General features: G+C 51.9%; 17 protein-coding genes, 1 tRNA gene and 1 other RNA gene. 8 read left to right on the top strand and 11 right to left on the bottom strand.

What is annotated here, in order from left to right; genetic code table 11:
• Positions 1 to 341 precede the first annotated feature (341 nt).
• Complete coding sequence (locus tag ACH1XZ_RS03985; protein WP_395594410.1) at positions 342 to 989, bottom strand: YchE family NAAT transporter; 648 nt, start codon at positions 987 to 989, stop codon at positions 342 to 344.
• A 496-nt stretch (positions 990 to 1,485) separates the two neighbouring features.
• Between ACH1XZ_RS03985 and adhE the strand changes: the two genes are divergently transcribed.
• A complete protein-coding gene (gene adhE, locus ACH1XZ_RS03980; RefSeq protein WP_395594409.1) occupies positions 1,486 to 4,155 on the top strand; it encodes a bifunctional acetaldehyde-CoA/alcohol dehydrogenase in 2,670 nt (889 codons plus the stop codon).
• 137 nt (positions 4,156 to 4,292) lie between these two features.
• Here the strand turns inward: adhE and tdk are convergent, their stop codons facing one another.
• Complete coding sequence (gene tdk / locus ACH1XZ_RS03975; protein ID WP_395594408.1) at positions 4,293 to 4,922, bottom strand: thymidine kinase; 630 nt, start codon at positions 4,920 to 4,922, stop codon at positions 4,293 to 4,295.
• Positions 4,923 to 5,835: 913 nt separating this feature from the next.
• On the opposite strand from tdk, the gene hns reads away from it, so the two are divergent.
• Positions 5,836 to 6,243, top strand: coding sequence for a histone-like nucleoid-structuring protein H-NS (gene hns / locus ACH1XZ_RS03970; RefSeq protein ID WP_035896045.1), 408 nt, complete (start codon positions 5,836 to 5,838; stop codon positions 6,241 to 6,243).
• Between the two features lie 167 nt (positions 6,244 to 6,410).
• Here hns and galU read toward each other — a convergent pair whose 3' ends face one another.
• The 3 genes from galU to rssA form a co-directional block, all read right to left on the bottom strand.
• Positions 6,411 to 7,319, bottom strand: a complete 909-nt coding sequence (galU, locus tag ACH1XZ_RS03965; RefSeq protein ID WP_035896043.1) for a UTP--glucose-1-phosphate uridylyltransferase GalU — start codon at positions 7,317 to 7,319, stop codon at positions 6,411 to 6,413.
• A 319-nt stretch (positions 7,320 to 7,638) separates the two neighbouring features.
• Complete coding sequence (gene rssB, locus ACH1XZ_RS03960) at positions 7,639 to 8,652, bottom strand: two-component system response regulator RssB (protein ID WP_395594407.1); 1,014 nt, start codon at positions 8,650 to 8,652, stop codon at positions 7,639 to 7,641.
• Positions 8,653 to 8,743: 91 nt separating this feature from the next.
• On the bottom strand, positions 8,744 to 9,655 hold the full coding sequence (gene rssA / locus ACH1XZ_RS03955; protein WP_395594406.1) for a patatin-like phospholipase RssA: 912 nt from the start codon (positions 9,653 to 9,655) through the stop codon (positions 8,744 to 8,746).
• A 111-nt stretch (positions 9,656 to 9,766) separates the two neighbouring features.
• Here rssA and ACH1XZ_RS03950 point away from each other — a divergent pair, with 111 nt between their 5' ends.
• The 4 genes from ACH1XZ_RS03950 (at position 9,767) to ACH1XZ_RS03935 (ending at position 11,536) form a co-directional block, all read left to right on the top strand.
• The gene (locus tag ACH1XZ_RS03950) at positions 9,767 to 10,225 is read left to right on the top strand and encodes a YchJ family protein (RefSeq protein WP_395594405.1); all 459 of its coding nucleotides are present in this window, start codon (positions 9,767 to 9,769) and stop codon (positions 10,223 to 10,225) included.
• 46 nt (positions 10,226 to 10,271) lie between these two features.
• A complete protein-coding gene (purU, locus tag ACH1XZ_RS03945; RefSeq protein ID WP_395594404.1) occupies positions 10,272 to 11,114 on the top strand; it encodes a formyltetrahydrofolate deformylase in 843 nt (280 codons plus the stop codon).
• Between the two features lie 163 nt (positions 11,115 to 11,277).
• Positions 11,278 to 11,362, top strand: a tRNA-Tyr gene (locus tag ACH1XZ_RS03940).
• 46 nt (positions 11,363 to 11,408) lie between these two features.
• Positions 11,409 to 11,536, top strand: a non-coding RNA gene (locus tag ACH1XZ_RS03935) — RtT sRNA.
• A 183-nt stretch (positions 11,537 to 11,719) separates the two neighbouring features.
• Here ACH1XZ_RS03935 and narI read toward each other — a convergent pair.
• The 5 genes from narI to ACH1XZ_RS03910 all read right to left on the bottom strand — a co-directional run bounded on the left by narI (position 11,720) and on the right by ACH1XZ_RS03910 (position 20,167).
• Positions 11,720 to 12,397, bottom strand: a complete 678-nt coding sequence (gene narI / locus ACH1XZ_RS03930) for a respiratory nitrate reductase subunit gamma (RefSeq protein ID WP_395594403.1) — start codon at positions 12,395 to 12,397, stop codon at positions 11,720 to 11,722.
• Positions 12,397 to 13,107: a nitrate reductase molybdenum cofactor assembly chaperone gene (gene narJ, locus ACH1XZ_RS03925; protein WP_395594402.1), complete on the bottom strand. Its 711-nt coding sequence runs from the start codon at positions 13,105 to 13,107 to the stop codon at positions 12,397 to 12,399. The genes narI and narJ overlap by 1 nt, the downstream gene beginning before the upstream one ends.
• Entirely contained in the window at positions 13,104 to 14,642 is a 1,539-nt protein-coding gene (narH, locus tag ACH1XZ_RS03920; protein WP_395594401.1) for a nitrate reductase subunit beta, read from the bottom strand. The genes narJ and narH overlap by 4 nt, the downstream gene beginning before the upstream one ends.
• Positions 14,639 to 18,382 (bottom strand): nitrate reductase subunit alpha, encoded by a 3,744-nt coding sequence (locus tag ACH1XZ_RS03915; RefSeq protein ID WP_395594400.1) that lies wholly within the window; start codon positions 18,380 to 18,382, stop codon positions 14,639 to 14,641. Before ACH1XZ_RS03915 ends, narH begins: the two co-directional genes overlap by 4 nt.
• A gap of 393 nt (positions 18,383 to 18,775) precedes the next feature.
• Positions 18,776 to 20,167 (bottom strand): NarK family nitrate/nitrite MFS transporter, encoded by a 1,392-nt coding sequence (locus ACH1XZ_RS03910; protein ID WP_395594399.1) that lies wholly within the window; start codon positions 20,165 to 20,167, stop codon positions 18,776 to 18,778.
• Positions 20,168 to 20,477: 310 nt separating this feature from the next.
• Between ACH1XZ_RS03910 and narX the strand changes: the two genes are divergently transcribed.
• A complete protein-coding gene (gene narX / locus ACH1XZ_RS03905) occupies positions 20,478 to 22,277 on the top strand; it encodes a nitrate/nitrite two-component system sensor histidine kinase NarX (protein ID WP_395594398.1) in 1,800 nt (599 codons plus the stop codon).
• The gene (gene narL / locus ACH1XZ_RS03900) at positions 22,270 to 22,920 is read left to right on the top strand and encodes a two-component system response regulator NarL (RefSeq protein WP_035895589.1); all 651 of its coding nucleotides are present in this window, start codon (positions 22,270 to 22,272) and stop codon (positions 22,918 to 22,920) included. The genes narX and narL overlap by 8 nt, the downstream gene beginning before the upstream one ends.
• Before the next feature lie 9 nt (positions 22,921 to 22,929).
• On the opposite strand, the gene ACH1XZ_RS03895 is transcribed toward narL, so the two are convergent.
• Positions 22,930 to 24,327 carry a YchO/YchP family invasin gene (locus ACH1XZ_RS03895; RefSeq protein ID WP_395594397.1) on the bottom strand — a complete coding sequence of 466 codons (1,398 nt, stop codon included), beginning with the start codon at positions 24,325 to 24,327 and terminating at the stop codon, positions 22,930 to 22,932.
• Between the last annotated feature and the right edge of the window lie 8 nt (positions 24,328 to 24,335).

Genomic DNA, 24,335 nt, shown 5'->3' with positions numbered 1-24,335 from the left:
TAAAAAAAGCAGTCCTGTGACTGCGTGCACTGGACACATGCGTGTTTTTTGTACAAAAAATTAACAGTTGCTTATTTTTTAGCACATAACTCTGCATTGAAACTGAAATTACTAATATCATTTCAATTATCTAACAGCAAGCGCCAGAGTATGGTGTGAGAGAAATAACATGATGGTTCGAGATGAGCGCAAGGAGATAGAGCTATAGGCTATTGATATTTAATATTTTCCCATAATATTCAAATTAGTTATGTATGCCATGTAACAAAAGTTGAAGAATATGTTTTTCCGATAGTCACGGCGGTAATCACGACTAACACGTCACTACCGCCGTAGAATAATTAACCGACCAGACCCGGGAAGATAGATTTGATACCCGTCACAATAAACTCAATGCCCAGAGCCATCAGTAGCAGCCCCATGATACGCGTCACAACGTTGATACCCGTCTGCCCCAGCATACGCACCAGCCAGGGTGAAATGCGGAAAATGCCCCAACAACAATAAGCAAACAGCGCAATCGAAAGCGAGAAGCCTAACAAATAAGGAAGGGAATGATAGCGCGTTCCCCACACGATGGTTGAGCTGATCGCCCCAGGACCTGCCATCAACGGTAGCGCAAGCGGCACAACGCCCAGGCTTTCTCGTACCGAGGTCTCCGTTTTCTCCTGCTTATTTTGCTTATCCTCCCCCAGTTTGCCGCTGATCATCGACATCGCGATGCTGACAACCAGAATCCCACCGGCAATACGGAATGAATCGATGGAGATCCCAAACAGTTGCAGAATAAGGTCGCCGAGGAAAAGCGAAGTTAACAGGATGATGGCAACGGAGAGACTCGCCGTCATGTTGGTCTTATTGCGTACCATCGCCGTCTGATTACTTGTCAGACTGATGAACACGGGAATCAACCCTACTGGGTTGACCAGCGCAAACAGGCCAATAAAGAATTTAAAGAAGATAGGAAAATCAAACAGCGTTTGAATCACGTTAACCCCAGAGCATCATTCAAAGTTAGTAGTTGACGAACAGCGAACCATAAATTTCGCTGACAATACCCTTTTTAGGCCTTAGGTTCATCTGAATTATCCATAAAACAAGGGACAAAACAGAGTGTTACGCACTTGTATAAAATATGCTAATGTTAAACCCACCTCTACTCACGATTGATTAACAGCTTTAATAATTTGCTAAAAGGGCCATGCTGAAAGGTGTCAGCTTGGCTTAAACTTGATTTAGATCATGCAAATCGTACTCAGAAGTGAGTAATCTGCTTACACCGAAAGGGAGTCGTTCTGATAAAAAACGACGTATCCTGGCCGGTGAGCTCCTTGGCTAAATTAAAGCTCTTTTAGTAAATCAGTGAATCAGTTGTGGATAACACCTTGTTTTCTTAACTTTTTCGCCAGCTGCAGGTGATTTGTCTATACTGACTTGTCGAGCAGATGATTCACTAAAAAAGTTTAACATTATCAGGAGAGCATTATGGCTGTTACTAATGTCGCTGAACTTAACGCACTCGTCGAGCGCGTAAAAAAAGCCCAGCGTGAATATGCCAGTTTCACTCAAGAGCAAGTTGACAAAATCTTCCGCGCTGCCGCTCTGGCTGCTGCAGATGCTCGAATCCCTCTCGCAAAAATGGCCGTTGCCGAATCTGGCATGGGTATTGTCGAAGACAAAGTGATCAAAAACCACTTCGCGTCTGAATATATCTACAACGCCTATAAAGATGAAAAAACCTGTGGTGTTCTGTCTGAAGACGACACTTTCGGTACCATCACCATCGCTGAACCAATCGGCATCATTTGCGGTATCGTACCAACCACTAACCCAACGTCTACCGCTATCTTCAAATCGCTGATCAGCCTGAAGACACGTAACGCCATCATCTTCTCTCCACACCCACGTGCGAAAGATGCAACCAACAAAGCAGCAGACATCGTTCTGCAAGCTGCTATCGCTGCTGGCGCACCAAAAGATCTGATTGGCTGGATTGACCAACCGTCTGTAGAACTGTCTAACGCACTGATGCATCACCCGGATATCAACCTGATCCTCGCGACCGGTGGTCCAGGCATGGTTAAAGCAGCATACAGCTCCGGTAAACCAGCAATCGGCGTTGGCGCAGGTAACACCCCTGTTGTTATCGACGAAACCGCTGATATCAAACGTGCTGTTGCATCCGTTCTGATGTCTAAAACCTTCGATAACGGCGTAATCTGTGCTTCTGAACAGTCCGTTGTTGTTGTTGACTCCGTATATGACGCCGTTCGCGAACGTTTCGCAAGCCACGGCGGTTACATGCTGCAAGGCAAAGAACTGAAAGCCGTTCAGGATATTATCCTGAAAAATGGCGCGCTGAACGCCGCTATCGTTGGTCAGCCAGCATACAAAATTGCTGAACTGGCAGGCTTCACCGTTCCAACAACCACTAAGATCCTGATTGGTGAAGTGAAAGTTGTTGACGAAAGCGAGCCGTTTGCACACGAAAAACTGTCTCCAACCCTGGCGATGTATCGTGCAAAAGATTTCAACGATGCCGTTGAAAAAGCTGAAAAACTGGTTGCGATGGGCGGTATCGGTCATACCTCTTGCCTGTACACCGACCAGGACAACCAGCCAGAACGCGTTGCTCACTTCGGTCAGATGATGAAAACCGCACGTATCCTGATCAACACCCCTGCTTCTCAGGGTGGTATCGGTGACCTCTACAACTTCAAACTCGCACCTTCCCTGACTCTGGGTTGTGGTTCATGGGGTGGTAACTCCATCTCTGAAAACGTTGGTCCTAAGCACCTGATCAACAAGAAAACCGTTGCTAAGCGAGCTGAAAACATGTTGTGGCACAAACTTCCGAAATCTATCTACTTCCGTCGTGGCTCGCTGCCAATCGCGTTAGATGAGCTGATTACTGATGGCCACAAACGCGCGCTGATCGTCACCGACCGTTTCTTGTTCAACAACGGCTATGCTGACCAGATCACTTCTGTACTGAAAGCCGCTGGCGTTGAAACTGACGTGTTCTTCGAAGTTGAAGCTGACCCGACTCTGACCATTGTTCGTAAAGGTGCAGAGCTGGCGAACTCCTTCAAACCAGACGTGATCATCGCGCTGGGCGGCGGTTCCCCGATGGACGCGGCGAAAATCATGTGGGTCATGTACGAACACCCAGAGACTCACTTCGAAGAACTGGCGCTGCGCTTTATGGATATCCGTAAACGTATCTACAAGTTCCCGAAAATGGGCGTGAAAGCAAAAATGGTTGCGATCACCACCACTTCCGGTACCGGTTCTGAAGTGACTCCGTTTGCGGTTGTGACCGACGATGCAACTGGCCAGAAATACCCACTGGCTGACTATGCGCTGACTCCTGACATGGCGATTGTTGATGCTAACCTGGTCATGGATATGCCGAAGTCCCTGTGTGCTTTCGGTGGTCTGGATGCCGTCACTCACGCCCTGGAAGCTTACGTTTCCGTACTGGCTTCTGAGTTCTCCGACGGTCAGGCTCTGCAGGCTCTGAAACTGCTGAAAGAAAACCTGCCAGCGTCCTACCATGAAGGTTCTAAGAACCCGGTAGCTCGTGAGCGCGTACACAGTGCAGCAACCATCGCGGGTATCGCATTTGCGAACGCCTTCCTGGGCGTATGTCACTCCATGGCGCACAAACTGGGCTCTCAGTTCCACATTCCTCACGGTCTGGCGAACGCCCTGCTGATCAGCAACGTTATTCGTTATAACGCGAACGATAACCCAACTAAACAGACTGCTTTCAGCCAGTATGACCGCCCACAAGCGCGTCGTCGTTACGCTGAAATCGCTGACCATCTGGGTCTGTCTGCACCGGGCGACCGTACCGCAGCGAAAATCGAAAAACTGCTGGGTTGGCTGGAAGAGATCAAAGCTGAACTGGGTATTCCTAAATCTATCCGTGAAGCTGGCGTACAGGAAGCTGACTTCCTGGCACACGTCGACAAACTGTCTGAAGATGCGTTTGATGACCAGTGTACCGGTGCTAACCCACGCTATCCGCTGATTGCTGAACTGAAACAGATCCTGCTGGATACTTTCTACGGTCGTGAATTCGTAGAAGGCTCAGTTGAAGAGAAGAAAGAAGCAGCGCCAGCTAAAGCAGAGAAAAAAGCGAAGAAATAACTCGCCGATTTGTTGCTGAATAGCATGAAAAAAAGCCCCATCAATGATGGGGCTTTTTTATGCCTGACAAGCCGAAATAAATAGACTCTGCGTTCACTCACCGTCGCTAAAACGGCAGCAAACGCATCAGGAGAGGATTAACAAGAACGACAGGTCCTACGATGCTTATCCTGAATGACGGCCAGAGAGCCTTCTTCCAGCGCTTCTTTGTAGTGTTTACGACACACGGACACGTATCGCTCGTTACCGCCAATCACCACCTGCTCGCCTTCGTTATATGGCCTGCCCTCCTGATCGAGGCGCAGTACCATGCTGGCCTTACGGCCGCAGAAGCAAATCGTTTTTAGCTCCACCAGCTTATCGGAGAGCGCAAGTAGATACTGGCTCCCCCCGAACAGCTCGCCACGGAAATCGGTTCTCAGTCCGTAGCATAATACGGGAATATCCAGGTTATCTACCACGTCAGACAGCGCGTAGACCTGCTCACGCGTCAAGAACTGGCATTCATCCACTAGCACGCAATTAACCGGCTCACGTGCGTTCTCTGCGCTTATTTCATCGAACAGGTTACTTGCCTGATTAAAAAGCTTTGCGGGTGAAGAGAGACCAATTCGTGAGCTGACTTTGCCAGCGCCAAAGCGGTCGTCTATTTCAGCGGTATAAACAACGGTGCGCATACCCCGTTCCTGGTAATTGTATGACGACTGTAAAAGCGCCGTCGACTTCCCCGCATTCATTGCTGAGTAGTAGAAATAAAGTTGTGCCATTGGCTGAGGCGTCCTAATCGATACGTTTTTTAAACGGGGCGCAGTCTAACATATTTACCCCCAAGCTTCCTGTGTCATCCCACTGCTATGCATACGTACATATCAAGAAAAGCACGCATCGTACAGCTGGACACAACGCTGCGTCCAATATTAAACAAACCCTCAACGAACGTCTTGCATAATTATGTGACATGCATCGGTAACATCATCATTAGACTCAATTATTTAGTGTTTTTCAGACGCCTACCCAACTGCCGCACTTCTACCGAACAGTAAAGAAATAGCTAGCGGGGTTAATAGTTGAAAAGATTAATGAGTCCATCACTGAAAATGTGATCGACCACAATTTGTGTAGCGAAGTGCTCACCATTGTTATCTGTAAATTAAACGTAACCATCAGCAAAATAACATCGCCATAACTATGGGCATAAACCAGTACACCCTTTAGCATCACACGGTTATTGTCACTACGCGGCAATGAACTTACTCACCGAAAGTATACAATTTATCACCACTCACTATCAGTCAAATAGATGAATATCCATGAGGAAATCAGCGGCGGAAAGCGCAGAGTGGTCGTAGGAACGGAAGGATAGCGCCATTCATCATCTTATAAAGTCGTGCGTTGCACTGATGCATGCAGGCTAATACATAAGGTTGATATTTATCCATACGGAGTATATTTACGTGTAAAAACACACCTACACCCCGCGTGTTATCGCGATTCCCCCCTAGCAATAAGCCGCGTGAAGATGTCGCTGCTCATCAGCAATTTAACTTATACATATTAAATATCGCACCAAATAACACGTTATTTTGAATTCCTTACATTCTTCCCTATTGCACAACTGAATTTATCGCTCTATTATTACCTCAACAAACCACCCCACAATATAAGTTTGAGATTACTACAATGAGCGAAGCACTTAAAATTTTGAACAACATCCGTACTCTTCGTGCGCAGGCAAGAGAATGCACCCTTGAAACGCTTGAAGAAATGCTGGAAAAATTAGAAGTTGTTGTTAATGAGCGCCGTGAAGAAGAAAACGCAGCAGCCGCTGAGATCGAAGAACGCACTCGTAAACTGCAACAATATCGTGAAATGCTGATTGCAGACGGAATTGATCCGAACGAACTGCTGAATAGCATGGCTGCTGCTAAAGTTGGCACTAAAGCTAAACGCGCTGCGCGTCCTGCTAAATATAGCTATGTTGACGAGAACGGCGAAACCAAAACCTGGACTGGCCAGGGTCGTACTCCAGCAGTCATCAAAAAAGCAATGGATGAGCAGGGTAAAACCCTGGATGATTTCCTGCTGTAAGGTTAATCCATCTGCTTCGTAAAAAGTCCCGCTTCGGCGGGATTTTTTATATCTGAAAAATGTGACAACTGATAACCAGCAGGCACATTGGCGCTCATTTTTTATCCATTTGTGTTATTTAGAAATAAAAAAGCCGGGTCTCCCCGGCTTTAGCGACATTCGTTAAATTACTTCGCGACGCCCAGCGTCTCTTGCAGCCAGGTTTTAAAATCTTCACCCAGCGTATTGTGACGAATACCGTATTCGACAAATGCCTGCATATAACCGAGTTTATTCCCGCAATCGTGGCTTTTGCCTTTCATGTGATACGCTTCAACCGTTTCTTTCTCGATCAGCATATCAATGGCGTCGGTTAACTGAATTTCGTCGCCAGCGCCCGGAGGGGTTTTGGCAAGCAGGGCCCAGATTTCAGAACTCAGCACATAGCGACCCACAACAGCGAGGTTAGAAGGCGCAACGTCCGCTTTCGGCTTCTCGACAACACCAACCATCGGCACGCTGTCGCCAGGGTTCAGGGTAGCCCCTTTACAGTCAACGACACCGTATGCCGTCACGTCAGCAACCGGTTCGACCATGATCTGGCTTGCGCCCGTTTCATCGAAACGGGCAATCATGTCAGCAAGGTTTTCACGGCTTAAGTCAGACTCGTATTCATCAAGAATCACGTCCGGCAGGATCACGGCAACAGGTTCATCCCCTACCACCGGATGCGCGCACAGTACCGCGTGTCCAAGACCTTTTGCCAGCCCTTGACGGACCTGCATGATGGTCACATGCGGAGGGCAGATAGACTGCACTTCTTCAAGAAGCTGACGTTTTACGCGCTTCTCCAGCATGGCTTCAAGCTCAAAGCTGGTGTCAAAGTGGTTCTCAATGGAATTCTTAGAAGAATGGGTCACCAGTACAATTTCAGTGATACCAGCTGCAATACACTCGTTCACAACATACTGAATTAAAGGCTTATCCACCAAAGGCAGCATTTCTTTAGGAATTGCTTTGGTAGCCGGCAGCATCCTTGTACCTAATCCCGCCACCGGGATAACAGCCTTTCTTACTTTCGAATTTAGGGCAGCCATTCAAATCTCCTGAACTGTTCAAACTTTGAACTTGCTCGTTAATTAATAACGCATTAAGTATATCATCACAGCCACATGAGGCTGGTCCGAAAAGGATGCGTTGACCTCGAATTAAGATAAATACTCGAAGACGTAGAGCTACAGGAGGGAACGCCACTCATAAACTCACGTACAGATTATTCGCTGTAACGAAAGTTATTGAGACTGGCTAACGCACCAGCACGCTGAAACATGACGAGTATATCCACATCAATTTGGCAGATAGTATCACTATGGCAGATAAGCTGTTAAAGCTATCCCTGTAAAAAAATGCGTTTGCTCATTCCGCAGACAACATTAAGCGCAAACGGCCACCTGAACCCCAAATCTGGCACTGCCATGAGGTGCAACGTTGACTTATTTGATTGAGATAAGCCGTTCCTAACGTCCCTAACGGGACACCATTGCTTATTTGTATTTGATGCTCGCCGGTATTTAACGTTCCATTCAAACCAGCCGACACAAGGATCAGATTTTTTAATCCGCTATGGTAATAGCCAACCAATAGAGGGAACTGCCCAGGAAGATTTGCCTGACGTAAAAGCTGATTGACCTGTTTTAACAAACTCCCCAATTCAGGTAGGCGTTGCCCCTGATGTGAAAGCTGTTCCTGTAACAAGCCATTAAAAAGCACGCGAAGTAATAGTGCGGCCAAAACGCCATTATCGCCGGCCCGGGTAACATCAAGACAATAAAACGCCAGGTCCTGTTCTGACAACGGTGCAATATCCAGAACCAGTCCAGGGGCATCCACCGCCATTAATTGGCGATAATTTATACGGCAGTGTGAAATATTTTGCTGTACCGGCGGCTGTAACTCCTGCAAGAGTTTAGCGGCGGCGGCAGGATTGTTAACCAGGGCATCCCAATCCTCAAACAGACGCTCTTCTTCCTCAACCCGTGAATTAAACATATTGGGATAGAGGCAGGCGAGCACGGTCTCCCGCAAGCGATTAAGATCCTTCACCGGTTTTAATAAGACATCCTGTACCCCAAGGCGTAATGCCTTGGCGATATCAGCCATATTCTCGGTGGCGGAGATAATCAGAATAGGTATCTGCTCTCCCGCATTACGAACGTGCTCGACCAACTGGAGGCCATTCATGCGCGGCATGGCAAGGTCGCAAATCATCAGATCGGGCTTCTGATTAGCCATTTGCGCTAAGGCGTCGACGCCATCTTGCGCCAACAGCGTATTCGCGCCCAATGACGAAAGCCATGAATCCATAAGTGAGCGGAAAACGGGTTCGTCTTCGACTATCAAAATCTGTTTTCCCGCCAACGGCTGCGTCATGATGTCTCCCCTGCCCGACGATAAGTAAATAGTGGCATGCTATTGTGATAATCGCCTTTCAGAATTTGCTGAAGTAGTCGAAAAAAATGCCTTAAGTTGAACTCTGTACTAGAGGCAAAAGCTCATCTGTCTTTTTTTCAACCGCTTGTTGACCCGCGGCTATCGCAGATGAGGCTCGATGGAAATCCAGAGTTGAAATCTGGGGGCAAAACGGCTGCAATATAATATCTGGCGGGTCACCGGCCATACGGTTTCGCTTCAGCCTGTTTTCCAGGACTTGTATTGAGGTTGTCATGATCTCCATCGCCGTCGGTGCAACAACCGACCGACGAGCAGCAACTCGCCCTAACCGGGCGCGAAGGCGCTCATGCCATGATAGCTCATCTGGTGATTCATTCATCTCGGTATCAGGCTGAATATTGACAGACAGAAGATCCTGCTGCATAAGATGTGCGTCATGCTGCAAATCAACCGCAATCACAATATCAGCACCCAGCGCACGTGTGAGCGATACCGGTACCGGGTTGACCACCGCACCATCGACAAGCCAATAGCCATTGTGCAACACCGGCGCCATCAGCCCAGGGATGCTGCATGACGCACGTACCGCCATATGGAGATCGCCTTCTGTAAACCAAAGTTCGCGCCCGGTACTAAGGTTGGTGGCAACGGCAGCAAAGCGTCGCTCGCATTGTTCAATCACCTCGTTAGGCATAATCTGTCGGTAGTGGTTAAAGACGCGTTCCCCACGCAGTAGCCCACCCCGCCGCCACGAAAGATCCATGAGGCGAAGCACGTCCCAGTAGCTGAATGAGCAGACCCATTTTTCTAGTTCAGGCAGACGGTTGCTGGCATACGCCGCCCCCACCAACGAGCCGATTGAGCATCCTGCAACGATATCAATCTCGATACCCATTTCCTGTAGCGCTTTAATGACGCCAATATGTGACCAGCCCCGCGCAGCTCCCGAGCCTAATGCCAGGCCAATTTTAAGTTTTCTCATTGCGACCGATGAACATCCTCTTACTGATAGCGTGGCATCATTGCCAGCGCTCGGTTAACATAGTGCTATCAGGCGTCAATTCGCCGTTAATTATCGATTCAGGAGTTGTCTTTGTCTGAACTTTGCCCTTGCGGTAGCGCTCTCGAGTATAGCTTATGTTGTCAGCGTTATCTGTCCGGTAGCGAATGCGCTCCCGAGCCAGCGTTGCTGATGCGCTCACGTTACAGCGCCTTCGTTAAACGGGATGCCGACTATCTGGTAAAAACCTGGCACCCTTCGTGTCAGGCGGCGGCGTTCCGCGACGATATTCAGAACGGGTTTTCCAAAACCGAATGGCTTGGGCTTACCGTATTTGCAACCGAAGCGGGCCGTACACCTGAAGAAGGTTTTGTCAGCTTCATTGCCCGTTTTCATGAAAATAACAAGAATGGTGCCATCATTGAGCGTTCACGATTCTTAAAAGAAAACGGCCAGTGGTACTATATTGATGGCACACGACCGGTCATTGGCAGAAACGATCCCTGCCCGTGCGGCTCTGGCAAAAAATTTAAAAAATGCTGTGGGCAATAAACCCAATAACAGCTTCGCAAACATCATCAACAGGATTTACCCGGCAATGCATTCCATACAACGTAAAGTTCTTCGCACCATCTGCCCTGACCAAAAAGGGCTTATCGCGCGCATCACCAACATCTGCTACAAGCACGAATTAAACATCGTGCAAAACAATGAGTTCGTCGATCACCGCACCGGACGCTTCTTTATGCGTACCGAACTGGAAGGGATCTTTAACGACTCTACCCTGCTCGCAGACTTAGACAGCGCGCTGCCGGAAGGTTCTGTTCGCGAATTAAACCCTGCAGGCCGTCGCCGTATCGTGATTCTGGTAACGAAAGAAGCTCACTGCCTTGGCGATCTGTTGATGAAAGCCAACTACGGCGGCCTGGACGTCGAAATTGCTGCCGTTATCGGCAACCATGAAACGCTGCGTACCCTGGTTGAGCGTTTTGGTATTCCTTTCCAACTGGTTAGCCACGAAGGGCTAGCGCGTGAAGAGCACGATAAATTAATGGCCGATGCCATTGCAGCACACGAGCCGGACTACGTGGTGCTGGCAAAATATATGCGTGTGCTGACGCCTGAGTTCGTCTCTCGCTTCCCGAACAAGATTATCAACATCCACCATTCGTTCCTGCCAGCGTTTATCGGGGCGCGTCCTTACCATCAGGCCTATGAACGTGGTGTGAAGATTGTGGGTGCGACGGCGCACTACGTAAACGACAATCTGGACGAAGGTCCAATCATCATGCAGGACGTGATTCACGTCGATCATACCTACACTGCAGAAGATATGATGCGTGCCGGTCGGGACGTAGAGAAAAACGTACTGAGCCGCGCGCTTTATCAGGTATTAGCGCAGCGCGTCTTCGTTTACGGTAACCGGACGATCATTCTTTAATCACTTGAGAAATGAATTGATTAGCTTTAATCCGTTACGGATGAAAAGTACGCAAACAGTTCATTTTTGGTAAACGAATGCTTTACAGCGGCGCGTCATTTGATATGATGCGCCCCGCTTCCCGAGAAGGAAGCAGGCCAGTAAAACCAAGCATTGCCCCAGTGGTGGGGTTCCCGAGCGGCCAAAGGGAGCAGACTGTAAATCTGCCGTCATCGACTTCGAAGGTTCGAATCCTTCCCCCACCACCATCATTTCTTGAAAGCACCCCACTAAATTAAAACGCTAAAAATCTATATCCTGCCCAAACAGGGAAGGATAAGAAGCTTCGACTAAGGTTCGATTCGAGCGCCAGCGAGAAAGCGTTGCCGCAGGCAACGACCCGAAGGGCGAGGCGCAGCCGAGTAATCCTTCCCCCACCACCATCTTCTCTCGGTAGTACCTCCTTCGATTAAATATTCAAATTTCTCTTAGTTATTTCTGTTATTCCTCGAGCGCTATCTTGCCTTTCTGCCATATATATCCCGGCGGCGCTGCGCTTGGCCGGGAACAGGCCGCACAAACAAAAAAACCCGCCGAAGCGGGGTTTAGCACGTCACAGCACCGTATTAATGGCGCGCACGAACAATCTGGTACTTGCGGGTCAGGTACTCGACCGGCACGCTCCAGATGTGTACCAGGCGCGAGAATGGGAACAACAGGAACAACGTCATCCCCAGCACCAGGTGCATACGGTAGATAAACGCCACGCCGTCCAGGTGTGCGGAAGCGCCACCGTGGAAGGTCACCACGGACTGCGCCCAACCCACCAGTTTCATCATCTCGCTACCGTCCATATGCTGCGCAGAGAACGGAATCGTCAGCAGCCCCAGCGCACACTGGATAACCAGAACGGACAGCACCAGAATATCAGCACCGGTCGTCGTGGCACGCACGCGCGCGCTGAACAGACGTCGTTTAAGTAACAGCACACCGCCGACCAGACACATCAAGCCAGCCGCGCCACCGCCAAACATCGCCATCTTCTGTTTTACTTCCAGCGGCAGCCACGCTTCATACATCCAGTGCGGGGTCAGCATACCCAGGAAGTGACCGGCGAACACGCCCAGAATCCCGAGGTGGAACAGGTTAGACGCCAGGTTCATCCCTTTGCGATCCAGCATCTGGCTGGAAGCAGCACGCCAGGTGTACTGACCGTAGTCGTAACGTAGCCAGCTACCAATCAGGAAGACAGAACCCGCAATGTACGGATAAATGTCGAAGAAGAACATATTCAGGAAGTGCATTATTGCTGTCCTCCGTTAGAGATATTCAGATATTGCGGTGCCACGGCTCCAGCAAAACGACGCTGGTGATGAGTAATTTCCGAGTCACCACAGCCCTGGTCGGCAAAGAATTTCACCTGCTCTTCTTCCCACACCGCATCCAGCGCCTGAGGCGTATCATCGCGGGCTTCGTCCGCAATTTTTTCCGCCACTTTCGTTTCATCTACCGCGCTGTTTGCGAGCTTCAGCAACTGCTCAAACAGCACCGCATAACGGCTCTCACGCTGCTGCAAACGCGCGCAGAGCAGCGCCAGAATCGGTGCGATGTCCTGCAAGCCGCCAATCGCTTCGCTCTCTGGCAGCTGCGCCAGATATTCCAGGTACAGCGGCAGGTGATCCGGCAGCTCGCGGCTGTCCAGCTCCAGACCGTGCTGCTCATACTGGTTCAGCAGATCGACCATCGCCTGACCACGGTCACGAGACTCGCCGTGAACGTGTTCAAACAACAGCAGCGACGTCGCGCGGCCACGGTCAAACAGTTCGCTATAAGCAGCCTGAGCATCCAGCAGATCCTGCGCGGTTAAATCGCGCAGGAAGACGCCCAGAGTCTGGGCATCCGCTTTTTCCAGTTTTTCTGATTCAGACAGAACGTCAAAGAGTTCGCCTTGATGCTGCCATAAGGCAGCATCCGGGTACTCAAGGAGACGTGAAATCACCACGAGTTCAATCATGCGTGTGGCTCCGTTTTGCTGCTCACATCCACAGAATCAATACGGCGGCTGTTGAACAGATTAAACTTGGTATCAGAACCGTGGCAGCCGTCGCCGAAGCTAAAGCCACAACCACTTTTCTCTGGGAACGCATCACGAGCCTGTTCGCGATGGCTGCTTGGCACTACGAAACGATCTTCGTAGTTAGCAATCGCCAGATAACGATACATTTCCTGAGCCTGCGCTTCGGTCAGACCCACCTCTTCCAGCGCACGGGTATCGATAACGCCATCAACCGTTTCCGTACGTTTGAAGTGGCGCATCGCCAGCATACGTTTCAGCGCCAGCAGCACCGGCTGGGTGTCACCTGCGGTCAGCAGATTCGCCAGGTACTGAACCGGGATGCGCAGACTTTCGACGTCCGGCAGAATACCGTTACTACCCAGTTCGCCCGCATCGGCGGCGGACTGAATTGGTGACAGCGGCGGCACGTACCAGACCATCGGCAGCGTGCGGTATTCCGGGTGCAGCGGCAGCGCCAGTTTCCAGTCCATCGCCATTTTATAAACCGGCGATTTCTGTGCGGCATCAATCACGCTCAGCGGGATACCGTCTTTCTGCGCCTGCTCGATCACTTTCGGATCGTTCGGATCGAGGAACACGTCCAGCTGACGTTGATACAGGTCCTTCTCGTTCTCGGTGCTTGCTGCGGTTTCAATCGCATCCGCGTCATACAGCAGCACGCCGAGGTAACGAATACGGCCTACGCAAGTTTCTGAACACACGGTCGGCTGACCCGCTTCAATACGCGGATAGCAGAAGATGCATTTTTCAGACTTGCCGCTCTTCCAGTTGAAGTAGATTTTTTTGTATGGGCAACCGGTGATGCACATACGCCAGCCGCGGCATTTATCCTGATCGATCAGTACGATGCCGTCTTCTTCACGCTTGTAAATCGCACCGCTCGGGCAGGTCGCGACACATGCCGGGTTAAGGCAGTGCTCGCACAGGCGCGGCAGGTACATCATGAAGGTATTTTCGAACTGGCCGTACATTGCCTTCTGCATGTTCTCGAAGTTCTTGTCTTTCGACAGCTTCTCGAACTCACCACCGAGGTCGTCTTCCCAGTTCGGACCCTTGGTGATTTTGTCCATGCGCTTGCCGGTAATCAGCGAGCGTGGACGTGCAATCGGCTGCGCCTTGCTATCAGCCGGCGCGTTGTGCAGCGTCTGATAGTCAAAATCGAACGGCTCGTAGTAATCATCCAGCCCCGGCAGATGCGGGTTGGCGAAGATTTTACCCAGCAGCAGCGCTTTGTTACCCATGCGCGGTACCAGCTTGCCGTTGATTTTACGGATCCAACCGCCTTTATACTTCTCCTGGTCTTCCCAGTCGGTCGGGAAACCGGTGCCCGGCTTGGTTTCAACGTTGTTGAACCATGCGTACTCGGTCCCTTCGCGGCTGGTCCAGACGTTTTTACAGGTCACTGAACAGGTATGACAGCCGATGCATTTATCGAGATTCAGCACCATGCCGACTTGTGAACGAATTTTCATTTTACGCTCTCCTGTACCTGGTCATTGCCTTCGCCGTCCAACCAGTCAATGTTCTTCATCTTACGTACCACCACAAACTCATCACGGTTCGAACCCACGGTACCGTAGTAGTTAAAGCTGTAAGCCAGGTGCGCATAGCCGCCGATCATATGCGTCGGTTTTGGCGTGATGCGGGTCACTGAGTTATGGATACCACCGCGTTGACCGGTAATTTCTGAACCCGGCAGGTTAACAATACGTTCCTGCGCGTGGTACATCATGGTCATCCCAGCCGGTACACGCTGGCTCACGACTGCACGTGCGGTCAGCGCGCCGTTGTTGTTGAAGACTTCAATCCAGTCGTTATCTTCGATACCGATCTCTTTGGCATCTTCTTCGCTCATCCACACCACCGGACCGCCGCGACCTAAGGTCAGCATCAGCAGGTTATCGCTGTAGGTTGAGTGAATACCCCACTTCTGGTGCGGAGTCAGGAAGTTCAGCGCCTTCTCTGGGTTGCCGTTTGATTTCTTGCCCATCACCTCTTTCACCGAACGGGTGTCGATAGGTGGGCGGTAAACCAGCAGGCTTTCACCGAAGTCACGCATCCACTGGTGGTCCTGATACAAGGACTGACGACCAGACAGCGTACGCCATGGAATCAGCTCGTGAACGTTGGTATAGCCAGCGTTGTAAGAGACGTGTTCGTCTTCCAGACCGGACCAGGTTGGGCTGGAGATAATCTTGCGCGGCTGCGCCTGAATATCACGGAAGCGAATTTTCTCGTCTTCTTTATTGAGCGCCAGATGCGTGTGGTCACGACCGGTAAACTCGCTGAGCGCTGCCCAAGCTTTCACCGCCACCTGACCGTTGGTTTCCGGCGCCAGGGTGAGGATCATCTCTGCGGCATCAATCGCGGTATCCAGCATCGGCTGGCCTTTCGCCGGGCCTTCTGCTTTGGTGTAGTTGAGCTTACGCAGCAGATCCATTTCGCTCTGGGTGTTCCAGGCAATCCCTTTACCGCCGTTACCGATTTTTTCCATCAATGGTCCGATGGAGGTAAAGCGCTCGTAGGTGGCCGGATAATCACGTTGAACCGGGATAATGTGCGGCGCGGTTTTACCTGGGATCAGGTCACATTCGCCTTTTTTCCAGTCCTTCACGTCTAACGGCTGTGCCAGTTCGGCCGCAGAGTCATGCTGGATTGGCAGCGTAACAATATCCGTTTCCTGACCGAGGTGACCCACGCAGACTTCAGAGAATTTCTTCGCTATGCCTTTGTAGATTTCCCAGTCGCTTTTCGATTCCCATGCCGGGTCGACAGCAGCAGACAGCGGATGAATAAACGGATGCATATCCGAGGTATTCATGTCGTCTTTTTCATACCAGGTTGCCGTTGGCAGCACGATATCGGAATACAGACAGGTGCTCGACAGACGGAAGTCCAGCGTCACCACCAGATCCAACTTACCGTCGAGACCGTTATCCTGCCATTCCACTTCTTCAGGCTTCAGACCGCCCTGCTTGCCCAGATCCATCCCCTGAATACCGTGTTCGGTACCCAGCAGGTATTTCAGCATGTACTCATGACCTTTACCGGAAGAGCCCAGCAGGTTAGAACGCCAGATGAACAGGTTACGTGGGTGGTTTTTACCGTTTTCTGGTTGTTCAGCCGCAAAACGAATGGTGCCTTCTTTCAGCGCTTTAACGGTGTAATCAACCGGATCCATCCCGGCTTTCTTCGCATCGTCGACAATACGCAGTGGGTTTGTGCCTAACTGCGGTGCAGACGGCAGCCAGCCCATACGTTCTGCACGGACATTGAAGTCCAGCAGATGGCCGGTGTAGCGAGATTTATCCGCCATCGGCGACAGCAGTTCCTGCGCGGTAACCGACTCATAACGCCATTGGCTGGAGTGGTTATAGAAGTAGGAAGTACTGTTCATATGACGTGCTGGACGCTGCCAGTCAAGGCCAAACGCCAGTGGCTGCCAGCCGGTCTGCGGACGCAGTTTTTCCTGGCCAACATAGTGGGCCCAACCGCCGCCGCTCTGACCAATACAACCGCAGAACACCAGCATGTTGATAAGACCACGATAGTTCATATCGAGGTGATACCAGTGGTTCAGACCGGCACCGACGATGATCATCGAACGACCGTGCGTTTTATCGGCGTTATCGGCAAACTCACGAGCGATACGAATAATCTGCGCACGTGGAACACCGGTAATTTTCTCAGCCCACGCAGGCGTATACGCCTTGATATCATCGTAGCTGGTTGCACAGTTTTCATCGTTCAGACCGCGATCCAGGCCGTAGTTAGCCATGTTCAGGTCATAAACGGTGGTTACCAGCGCGGTAGTGCCATCGGCCAGCTGCAGACGTTTCACCGGCAGTTTGTGCAGCAGAATATTTTCCAGCTCGACGCTGGTGAAGTGCTCGGTGCCTTCGCCGCCAAAGTACGGGAAGCCCACCTGAGCAATTTCATCGTGGCTACCCAGCAGGCTCAGTTGCAGTTCAGTTTCATCACCGGATTTGCCGTCACGTTGCTCAAGGTTCCATTTACCTTTTTCGCCCCAACGGAAACCGATAGAACCATTCGGTGCCACCATCTCGCCATCGGTATTGATAGCAACGGTTTTCCACTCTGGGTTATTTTCCTGACCCAAAGCGTCAACCAGGTCAGCAGCACGCAGCATACGGCCCGCCGCGTAATAACCTTCGCGCTCTTCCAGCATCACCAGCATCGGGAAGTCGGTGTAGCGACGCACGTAGTCGGTGAAGTACTGGCTTGGTTTGTCGAGGTGGAATTCACGCAGCATCACGTGACCCATTGCCAGCGCCATTGCCGCATCGGTACCCTGTTTCGGTGCCAGCCACAGATCGCAGAGTTTAGCGATTTCGGCATAGTCCGGGGTGATAGCGACGGTTTTGGTACCTTTATAACGAACTTCAGTAAAGAAGTGCGCATCTGGCGTACGGGTCTGCGGAACGTTGGAACCCCAGGCAAGGATGTAGCTGGAGTTATACCAGTCGGCAGATTCCGGCACGTCAGTCTGCTCACCCCAGGTCTGCGGAGAAGCAGGTGGCAGGTCACAGTACCAGTCGTAGAAGCTCAGGCAGGTACCGCCAATCAAGGAAAGGTAACGTGCGCCGGAGGCGTAGGAGACCATCGACATCGCTGGAATTGGCGAGAAGCCAGCCACGCGGTCTGGACCGTAAGTTTTCACGGTGTAAACGTTGGACGCGGCAATCAGCTCGTTCACTTCCTGCCAGGAGGAGCGAACGAAGCCGCCGCGGCCACGTGCTTGTTTGAAGCTTTTTGCTTTGTCGGCATCTTCAATAATGGATGCCCAGGCATCAACCGGATCGCTGTGCAGTTTTTTCGCTTCACGCCACATTTTCATCAGGCGTTTACGCATCAGCGGATATTTCAGACGGTTGGCGCTATACAGGTACCAGGAATAGCTCGCCCCACGCGGGCAGCCGCGAGGTTCATGGTTAGGCAGATCCGGACGGGTGCGCGGATAGTCAGTCTGCTGGGTTTCCCAGGTAACCAGACCGTTTTTGACATAAATTTTCCAGCTACAGGAACCGGTGCAGTTTACGCCGTGCGTGGAACGCACAACCTTATCATGCTGCCAGCGCTGGCGGTATCCATCTTCCCAATCCCGGTTGGTATCTAGAATCTGTCCGTGCCCATCGGCAAATGTTTCGCCCTTCTGTTTAAAGTAGCGAAACCGGTCCAGGAATTTACTCATCGGGTCTCTCCTGTTTGGAGCCTGTCGGCTCTCTGATAAATCGACATTGCTGAATTTGCAGCGAAGTTAACGCGCTGAAAGGTGAAGGGAATTGATAACGATCAAGGTGGCTTTGCTTAACAAATGCCGTAGAAATGGCACATACCACCAAGGTGGTATATATTCTTATTTTTTAACACACTGTAAATTAAGGTTTTTTCACGAAAAGCACATATTTCAAGATGTAAAAATAAGCCCTATCGGTATTAAGGGGTAGAGCCTTTCTTGCGAGACCTAATCCAGGACGGGCTCGGTGCCAGAGCAGTGAAAAACGCCAATAGTATGTTGTAACTAAGAAGAGAAAAAAATAAAGGCGCGAAACCTCGCGCCTTTATTCAGAAATAACGAAACCCGTTATTTTTTCGCTTTACGACCGTATACCGCCCAGGTCACCACAACGCAGACGATATAGAACACGAGGAACACTTTCATCGCGCCAGCCGGTGAGCCGGTTAAATCCAGGGAAGTACCGAACGCTTTCGGGATAAAGAAACCGCCGATTGCGCCAATCGCTGAGATAAAGCCCAGTGCTGCCGCCGTATCGGTGGCCGCTTCACGCATCGCTTTCTCGTCAGTACCGCCTTCGGCTTTCACGCGATCCATCGTCAGCTTACGGAAGATAACGGAAATCATCTGGAAGGTGGAACCGCTGCCCAGCCCAGCCGTCAGGAACAGCGCCAGGAAGACCACATAGAAAGCAACGAAGTTACCGCCCATGCCGTTGGTTGGCAGAGTCATGAACAACAGCGCACTGAACACCGCCATCAGGATGAAGTTAATCAGCGTCACGCGAGTCCCGCCCAGACGGTCGGAAATCGCCCCACCGGCAGAGCGCGCCAGGGCGCCGATAAACGGACCGAAGAAGGCATAATGCAGGATCTGAATTTCCGGGAACTGGGTTTTTGACAGCATCGCAAAACCGGCGGAGAAGCCGATAAACGAACCGAAGGTCGCCAGATACAGCAGGCTCATGATCCACAGGTGACCACGTTTCAACACCGGCAACTGCTCTTTAAGCGACGCCTTAGACGTGGCCAGCTCGTTCATGCCGAACCAGGCCGCGATGGTGAAGATGGCCAGGAAAGGTACCCAGATCCACGCCGCGTTCGCCAGGAACAGCTCGCTGCCGTCAGGCTGCGTCACGCCATGGCTACCAAATACCGCAAAGATAGAGAGAGAAACCGCCAGTGGAGCCACCAGCTGCATCACGCTCACGCCCATATTGCCGAGGCCGCCGTTAAGGCCTAGCGCACCGCCCTGCTTCGCTTTCGGGAAGAAGAAACTAATGTTCGCCATGCTGGACGCAAAGTTTGCACCCGCGAAGCCGCACAGCAGAGAGATAATGATGAAGGTGCTAAACGGCGTGGAGGTGTCCTGAACGGCAAAGCCCAGCCATACGCAAGGAATGATAAGGATCCCGGTGCTGAACGCGGTCCAGCGACGACCACCCACCAGCGGTACCATAAAGGAATACGGTACGCGCAACAGTGCGCCGGAAACGGAAGGTAACGCGGTCAGCATGAACAGCTGATCGGTTGTAAACTGGAAGCCCACTTTTGGTAAATTGACCGCAACCGCACTGAACAGCATCCAGACGCAGAATGCGAGCAGCAAGCATGGAACTGAAATCCACAGGTTCCGGCTAGCGACGCGATGACCGCGTTCCTGCCAGAATGCCGGATCTTCCGGACGCCAGTCGGTAATGACAGCGCCGGTTGCCCTTTCCGGGGCAGTGGAGTGACTCATAGACACCTCTGATTATTAATATCAACCCCTGCCACATTAGGGTTTACACCGCGCGGTAAGTTGATATAAATCAAAGGAAAAGTCGGCATTATATTGCTTAAAAATAAATCATCACCCTTTATGGGTAGGCTTTTATGGTTAAAAAAACCTGCTTTTTCACGTGGCTGTTACGCTCATACCCCTCTACCCCCGCCATCTCAACTATTATGGAAATAAAGGAGTAACTCTTTAGGGGTATGGGTATACTCCAGGCGATAGTCGAAAATAACGCCACTCGCCGGAGAGTTTCCGTCAGGAGCCTTATCGCACCATGTTCAGACGTTTTTTTACACCACTCACGCTGGTGAATCAACTGGCCCTCATCGTACTGCTGTCTACCCTTATCGGCGTGGCAAGTATGATGATTTCCGCACGCCTGGTGAACGGCGTGCAGGGCAGCGCGCACGCCATTAACCAGGCCGGTTCGCTGCGCATGCAGAGCTATCGCCTGCTGGCCGCTATTCCGGTGGATAAGAACGACAAGCCACTGTTTGAAGAGATGCAAAAAACGGTCTTCAGCCCGGAATTACAGCTGGCCGCCGAACGCGATGGCCAGGTGAAGCAGCTTCACGAACTCCAGCAATACTGGCTGAACCATCTGGCACCGGATATTAGTCAGGCGAAAAATCCGGACGAAGTCGCCAGCGATCTTGCCGGTTTTGTAAATCGCATAGACCAGCTGGTCACCGTCTTCGATCACACTACCGAACAGCGCATCTCCCATGTGGTGTGGATGCACCGGCTGCTGGCCTTTTTCATGGCGGTATTACTTATCTTTACCGTCTTCTGGCTGCGCACCCGGCTGCTGCACCCGTGGCGACAGCTCCTGCGCATGGCCGAAGCCATCAGCCATCGCGATTTTACCCATCGCACGCAAATCAGCGGCCGCAACGAAATGGCTACTCTCGGCATGGCGCTGAACAATATGTCCGCCGAACTCGCGGAGAGCTACGCCTCGCTGGAGCGTCGGGTCCAGGAGAAAACCGCCGGGCTCGAACAGAAAAATGCGATTCTCTCTTTCCTGTGGCAGGCTAACCGACGCCTGCATTCCAGCGTGCCGCTATGCGAACGCATCTCTCCGGTGCTGAACGGCCTTCAGGAACTGACCCCGCTGCGGGAAATTGAAGTCCGGGTTTACGATACCGAAGACGAAGATAACCATCAGGAATTCAGCTGTCACTCCGGCTGGGAGTGCGACGACCGGGGCTGTTATCTCTGCCCGCGTGACGTCGATACCGCAGCGCACGACGGCATCACGCTGAAATGGCGGCTGACCGACCCGCGCAACCAGTACGGCATCCTGCTGGCGACATTGCCGCACGGCCGCGAGCTGAGCCACGATCAGCAGCAGTTGGTTGATACTTTACTCGAGCAAATCACCTCAACGCTGGCGCTGGATAAACAGCTTGAACGTCAGCAGCAGCTTATCGTGATGGAAGAGCGCTCAACGATTGCCCGCGAGCTTCACGACTCCATCGCCCAGTCGCTCTCCTGTATGAAGATGCAGGTCAGCTGTTTGCAGATGATGCAAAAAGAGCAGTCGTCTGAGGAAAGCCGAGAGCTGCTAAGCCAGGTGCGTAATGAACTGAACACCTCGTGGGCGCAACTGCGTGAACTGCTGACCACCTTCCGCCTGAAGCTGACCGAGTCCGGCCTGCGCCCAGCGCTGGAGGACAGTTGCCAGGAATACAGCAGCCATTTCGGCTTCCCGGTGCAGCTCGACTATCAGCTACCGCCGCGCTACGTGCCGTCGCACCAGGCGATTCACCTGCTGCAAATTGCCCGCGAGGCCTTAAGCAATGCGCTTAAGCACTCACAGGCAACAGAAGTGAAAGTCAGCGTTACCCAACAAAACAACCAGGTCAAACTGGTGGTGGCCGACAACGGCTGCGGCGTCCCGCTGCATGCTGAACGCAGCAACCATTATGGCCTTATTATTATGCGTGACCGCGCACAAAGCCTGCGTGGCGATTGCCAGGTTCGTCGTCGTGAAAGCGGCGGCACCGAAGTCGTGGTTACGTTTGTCCCCGAACAATCGCTTTCTACTCCCCAAGGAGATACTCATGAGTAATCAGGAACGGGCTACTATCCTGTTAATTGACGATCATCCTATGCTGCGTACCGGCGTGAAACAGCTGGTCAGTATGGCATCAGATATTCAGGTTGTAGGCGAAGCCAGCAATGGTGAACAAGGAATTGAACTGGCAGAAACCCTCGATCCCGATCTGATTCTGCTCGATCTCAACATGCCCGGCATGAACGGTCTGGAAACCCTCGACAAGCTGCGTGAGAAATCACTGTCTGGCCGTGTTGTGGTGTTCAGCGTCTCCAACCATGAAGAAGACGTGGTCACCGCGCTCAAACGCGGCGCTGATGGCTATCTGCTGAAAGATATGGAACCGGAAGATCTGCTGAAAGCCCTGCAACAGGCCGCCGCCGGTGAAATGGTATTGAGCGAAGCCTTAACGCCGGTATTGGCCGCCAGCCTGCGCGCCAACCGCGCGACCTCCGACCGCGACATCAACCAGTTGACTCCGCGCGAGCGCGATATTCTTAAGCTCATCGCTCAGGGCCTGCCAAACAAGATGATTGCCCGCCGTCTGGACATCACGGAAAGCACCGTGAAGGTTCACGTGAAGCACATGCTGAAGAAAATGAAGCTAAAATCCCGCGTCGAAGCCGCCGTGTGGGTGCACCAGGAACGTATTTTCTGACCGTTGCCGCTATGGCGCCATGTCCAACCAGCTATTGCCCTGCGGGGCAAAGCTGACGACAGGTTCAGTCAGCTTCAGCGTTATCTCATTCGAGGTGACGCGCTGCCCCTTGTTATCTTCCACCACCACCGACAGATGCCAGGTATTGCTGGCACCCTGCGTTGGATCCCAGGCCGGCATGATAATGCTCCAGCCATCGGTGTTGTTGCCCGCGGCTGGCGGCGTCAGGCTTAACGCTTCGGTATCGCCCTGCCAGCTTATGGATTTGATCCCATACTCATTGCGGAGCTGAATTTTCAGCGCCACCGTTTCATAGCTGGTGAGATCCCACGGCGGCGTTGCCAGATAGACGCTCAGGCTTTTACGCTGACGGAATTCCATCACCGGTAAATTGTTGCGTTCCGGCGCATCGTAGCGGCTGCCACGCAGCGTACGGGTTTGCGCCACTTCGTCGGCAGCAAGCTGCTTCTTCAGCGGTACGCCAAAACGATAGTTCACCTTCATGCCGAGATTGTTCTGGTTTACCCCACTCTCTCCCTGCTTGTGCTGGGCACTGAAGGTGAATAACGGCACCGGGGTATAGTTAAGGCCAAGGGAGACCGCGACCGGGTTACGGTAGCCGGTGCCGCTGCGGAACAGGTCTACGCTGTCGCCAAAGTATTGCTCGACGCTCAAGCTGGTGTTGATATGGTTATAAGCGGGTATCCAGGCCTGCGCCGTGAGATCGTAACCGCGCGCCATACGCTGTTGCAGTGTCGTGCCCGTGTTCTGCCAATCGTGCAGTGGATAATAGTAGTTGGCAGAAAAGCGCAGGTTCTCGCCCCAGGCTTCCGCGCCCAGACCGCCGCGATCAAGATTGGCATCCAGCAGGCTGTCATAAAAGGTGTTGTAGCCCAGCAGCCACTGTCCGGCGACCCAGCGTTGCCCCAACCCCAGATTCCCCACCAGCCCATCGTCCTGCTGTGTCAGGCCAAACTGGCTCCAGGTGAGATAATGCGTATTATCCTGCAGCGGCACAAACCAACCGCCATGGCTGCCGGTCATCTTGCCCTGGCTGTCCACCAGCAGTTGAATATTGGTATTTCCCCAGGGAGATAACCAGCTTTCTAACTGCTGGTTCATCTGGCCGTTGACCTTATCCTGCAATTGCGTCAGCGCAAACACGCGCGCCTGCTCGCCGGTATCCAACCCGTTATCGGTCATGCTGGCTTCGCCAAAGGCTTTGACCATCTCGGCAAAATGCTTCTCTGCGTCGTGATTTTCCGGGGTGATAGCGAGATCGGGCAGGCTATCAGCCGAGTTATCGAAGGGATGTTCTGCCTCTTCGACAAACGACGTTCGCGCACGCGCGCTGCCGCCAGTCAGTACCAGTAACACCAAAAATGACGAGTAAAAACGCAAAGACAAAACCGCAA

It is taken from the genome of Kluyvera chengduensis (assembly GCF_044197065.1).
Taxonomy (GTDB): Bacteria; Pseudomonadota; Gammaproteobacteria; order Enterobacterales; family Enterobacteriaceae; genus Kluyvera; species Kluyvera ascorbata_C.
This window is presented reverse-complemented; position numbering and strand designations above follow the sequence as displayed.